The sequence below is a fragment of the Streptosporangium sp. NPDC050148 genome, assembly GCF_055586505.1.
Genome location: NZ_JBVJIA010000061.1, coordinates 8,484 through 12,536, shown reverse-complemented (window position 1 = coordinate 12,536; position 4,053 = coordinate 8,484). Strand labels below are relative to the sequence as shown.

Genomic DNA, 4,053 nt, shown 5'->3' with positions numbered 1-4,053 from the left:
ACTATGCGGCCCGTGTCTGATGGTCCTACCGCTCCCTCTCCTCCCACCCCTCCCCCCCCCCCCCCCCCCCCCCCCCCCCCCCCCCCCCCCCCCCCCCCCCCCCCCCACCGTCCGGCCCCGGCCTCGAACCCTGACCCCGGCCCCGACCTCGGTTCTGGCCCTGAGCTCGGTTCTGACCCCGGCCCCGGCCTCGAACCCCGGCTCCGGCTCGACCTCGGTCCCGGCCCCGGCCCCGGCCGAAGGCGGTCCCGGGAACGTCACGACCTCCCGCGAAGTTATGATTCCCCGGCGAGGCCGTGCCCCCTGCGGCCTCGTGACGCCCGCGACGTCGTGATCCCCGCGAAGGCGTGACCCCCGGCTAAGGAGAGACATCCGTGACGGCGACCGACCTGTGGCTCCGGCGTTATCACCCCTCACCGCGCGGTGCCGTGCAGGTGGTCTGCTTCCCGCACGCCGGAGGGTCGGCCAGCTACTACCACCCGCTCTCGGCGACCCTGGCCCCGTCCGCGGAGGTGCTCGCCGTGCAGTACCCGGGCAGGCAGGACCGGCGCGGCGAGCCGCTGTTCCGCGGCATCCACCCGCTCGCCGACCGCATCGCCGAGGTGCTGCTGCGGGAGGAGGAGCGGCCACGCGCCTTCTTCGGGCACAGCATGGGGGCCATCATCGCCTTCGAGGTGGCCAGGCGCCTCGGTGACCGGGGACCCGGGCTGCTGTTCGCGTCCGGGCGGCGCGCCCCCTCCAGGGATCGCCTGGAGACCGTGCACCTGCTCGGCGAGAACGGCCTGATCGCCCACCTGCAGGAGGTGAACGGCGCGGAGGCGGCCTTCTTGGAGGACGAGGAGATCCGGGAACTGGTGCTCCCGGTGATCCGCAGCGACTACCGGGCCATCGAGACCTACCGGCCCGCGGACCTGACACCGCTGAGCTGCCCGATCGTCGCGCTCACCGGCGACGCCGACCCGCTGACGAGCGTCGACGACGCGCGGGCCTGGAGCGAGGTCACCACCGGTGACTTCGACCTCCGCGTCTTCTCCGGGGGCCACTTCTTCGTGGCCGACCACCGGCAGGCGGTGATCGAGACGATCCTCGACACCCTGGCGAAGGTCTTCGAGGGGACCGGGTCCGGGGACCGGCGGTAGCGGTCCCGCTCCTCGTCCAGCCCCGGCCAGCCCCGGCCGGCCCCGGCCGGCCCCGTCCAGTGCCGGCCCCACCGGTCACCGATCGGACTCTCGCCGACGCCCGCCGGGCACCGGCCGGACGCTCACCGGACGCCCACCGGACGCGGATCGAACGCCCACCGGACGTCCGCCGGTCACCGATCGGTCGCCGATCGGAAGAAAAGCGCCGCCGCCGACCCATCCGCGGGGCGTCCCGCTGCGAAGACCAGGGTGTGCGTGTCCGGGGCGAGCAGGAAGAGACCATGGGATCTGAACGCGTGCCCGGGCCGGGCCGGGACCATCGTGGTGATCACGACGATCAGGGAGGGCTGAAGGAGCTGCTCGGACGGGTCGCGCGCGGGGACCAGGCGGCGTTCGAGCGGGTCTACCACCTTGCGGCGGCCCCGGTGTACGGGCTGATCCTGCGGGTGCTGCGCGACCGGGCCCAGGCCGAGGAGGTCGCCCAGGAGGTGCTGGTGGAGGTGTGGCGCGGCGCGGCGCGCTTCGACCCGGCCCGGGGTACCGCGATGGCCTGGGTGATGACGATCGCCCATCGGCGCGCGATCGACCGGGTGCGCTCGGCCCAGGCCGGCACCGACCGCGAGGAACGCGCGGCCCGCCTTCAGGTGGACCGGCCCTACGACGAGGTGGCCGAGTCGGTGGAACGGAGCCTGGAGCAGGAACGGCTGCGCCGGTGCCTGGACGGGCTGACCGAGCTGCAACGCGAATCGGTGACATTCGCCTATTACGGCGGTTACTCCTATCGTGAGGTCGCCGAGTTCCTGAAGGTCCCGCTGGCGACGGTCAAGACACGCATGCGCGACGGGTTGATCCGGATGCGCGACTGCCTGGGGGTGGAGCGATGAACGACGCGCCCGGCGAGCACGACCCGCACACCCTGGCCGGGGCGTACGCGCTGAACGCCGTCGACGAGGGTGACCGGCTGCGGTTCGAGGAGCACCTGAGCCGATGCGCCGAATGCGCCGAGGAGGTACGCGGCCTGGCCGAGACGGCGGCCCGGATGGGGCGGGTGCTGGCGGCCGAGCCGCCCGAGGGCCTGCGCGCGCGGGTGATGGCCGAGATCGGCCAGGTCCGCCAGGTGCCCCCGCTCGTGCCCGCGGACACCGGCATCACCGGCATCACCGGCATCGTCGGCAGGAAGGCCGGTGAGAGGCGCCGCCGTGCCGCGGAAGGGTCGCCGGGGACGCGCCCGGGGACACGTCCGGGGACGTGGTGGCCGCGGGCGGTCGCCGGGCTGGCGGCCGCGTGCCTGGTCGCCGCAGTGGCCCTGGGCGTCGTGAACGTCCGTACCCGGGACCTGCTGGAGCGGCAGGAGGCCGTCAACCGGCAGATCGCCACCGTGCTGGCAGCGCCGGACGCCCACTCGATCCGGGTCTCCGGCGGTCCGCAGGGCGCCGGCACCCTGGTGGTCGTCTCCCGGTCACAGGACCGGCTGGTGGTCGTCCCGTCCGGGCTGGCCGACCTGCCCGAGGACAGGACGTACCAGATGTGGAGGATGGGGCCCGCGAGGACCACCTCCGCCGGGACCATGCGCCCTGGCGAGGGCGCGTCCGCGGTGGTCGTCGACGACATCGCGCAGACCGCTCAGGTGGGCGTCACGATCGAGCCCGCGGGCGGTTCCGCCCAGCCCACCTCCACGCCGCTGCTCGTGCTGAACCTCCCCCCGGCCTGACCGCGGCCTGATCCCGGTCCGGCCCGGTCCGGTCCAGACCTGTCCGCGGTCCGGTCCAGACCTGTCCGCGGTCCGGGCCCCGGCCTGACCGCGGTCCGATCCTGCCCGATCCTGGTCCGGGCCTCGGCTCGATCCCGGTCTGACCCCGGTTCGGGCCCCGCTCGCGACCGGCCGGGAAGTTTTCTCCGTCGCGACCCATCCACCTCGCCGTCGGCTCCGAAGCCCCGGTGTGAGCATCACCACCGGGCGACCTCGTCACGACGCAGCGGCACCTTGCGGCCCACCGGCCGAAGCGGCCGCGCCGGGCCCGGACACCTGACATCGGTGCCACCCGGACCGGAACGCCGCTCCGGGTGACCACCACCCACACCTCCGTTCACCCGACGCACGACCATCGCGAAGGAATCCTCATGAAGACCCGATTCGCCGCAGCGTCCGTTCTCGCCGTCGCCCTGTCCCTGAGTGCCGCCTGCGGCGGCGACACCACCGCCGCCGCCGGTGACCCCACCGCGGCGGTGACCGGCGCCGCCCCGGCCACCGAAACGCCGATGGAGTCGGCTCAGCCCACCATGGCCGCCGCGCCGTTCGGCGCCGCCTGCGCGACCCTGCCCACCTCCGGTGAGGGCAGCGTCACCGGTATGGCCGACGACGCCGTGGCCACCGCCGCCTCCAACAACCCCGCGCTGTCCACCCTGGTGGCCGCCGTCACGAAGGCCGACCTGGTCGACACGCTCAACTCCACCGACGACATCACCGTGTTCGCGCCCACCAACGACGCCTTCGCGAAGCTTCCCAAGAAGACGCTGGACAAGGTCCTGGCCGACAAGAAGATGCTGACCTCCATCCTCACCTACCACGTGGTGCCGGGCCGCAAGACCCCCGCCGACCTGGAGAAGGGCACCCTGACCACCCTGCAGGGCGGCACGCTCACCACCGGCGGCTCCGGCGAGGCCCTCACCGCGGGCGACGCCAAGGTCGTCTGCGGCAACGTGCCCACGCGCAACGCCACCGTCTACATCATCGACACCGTGCTGATGCCCGGCTGACCTCCGCGCCCGGCTCCGCCGGGGTGAATCGTCACCCCGGCGGGGGGGGGGGGGGGGGGGGGGGGGGGGGGGGGGGGGGGGGGGGGGGGGGGGGGGGGGGGGGGGGGGGAGCGGGGGGGGGGGGGGGGGGCGGGGGGGGGGAGGACAGTCCCCAGTC

4 protein-coding genes are annotated in these 4,053 nt (G+C 74.4%); all 4 read left to right on the top strand.

Translation table 11 applies throughout. From position 1 onward, the window contains the following. Positions 1 to 374 precede the first annotated feature (374 nt). Positions 375 to 1,139 (top strand): thioesterase II family protein, encoded by a 765-nt coding sequence (locus ACZ6RT_RS36745; RefSeq protein ID WP_399196705.1) that lies wholly within the window; start codon positions 375 to 377, stop codon positions 1,137 to 1,139. Between the two features lie 281 nt (positions 1,140 to 1,420). Beyond that, positions 1,421 to 2,023 carry an ECF RNA polymerase sigma factor SigK gene (sigK, locus tag ACZ6RT_RS36740; protein ID WP_470158650.1) on the top strand — a complete coding sequence of 201 codons (603 nt, stop codon included), beginning with the start codon at positions 1,421 to 1,423 and terminating at the stop codon, positions 2,021 to 2,023. Then, positions 2,020 to 2,850, top strand: coding sequence for an anti-sigma factor (locus ACZ6RT_RS36735; RefSeq protein WP_470158648.1), 831 nt, complete (start codon positions 2,020 to 2,022; stop codon positions 2,848 to 2,850). Before sigK ends, ACZ6RT_RS36735 begins: the two co-directional genes overlap by 4 nt. 410 nt (positions 2,851 to 3,260) lie before the next feature. Beyond that, on the top strand, positions 3,261 to 3,896 hold the full coding sequence (locus ACZ6RT_RS36730; protein ID WP_470158647.1) for a fasciclin domain-containing protein: 636 nt from the start codon (positions 3,261 to 3,263) through the stop codon (positions 3,894 to 3,896). Positions 3,897 to 4,053: the final 157 nt, after the last annotated feature.

Excerpts from the sequence above, each read along its gene's own strand:
- ACZ6RT_RS36730 (WP_470158647.1), top strand. The coding sequence starts at position 3,261 with ATGAAGACCCGATTCGCCGCAGCGTCCGTTCTCGCCGTCGCCCTGTCC.
- ACZ6RT_RS36735 (WP_470158648.1), top strand. The coding sequence starts at position 2,020 with ATGAACGACGCGCCCGGCGAGCACGACCCGCACACCCTGGCCGGGGCG.
- sigK (WP_470158650.1), top strand. The coding sequence starts at position 1,421 with ATGGGATCTGAACGCGTGCCCGGGCCGGGCCGGGACCATCGTGGTGAT.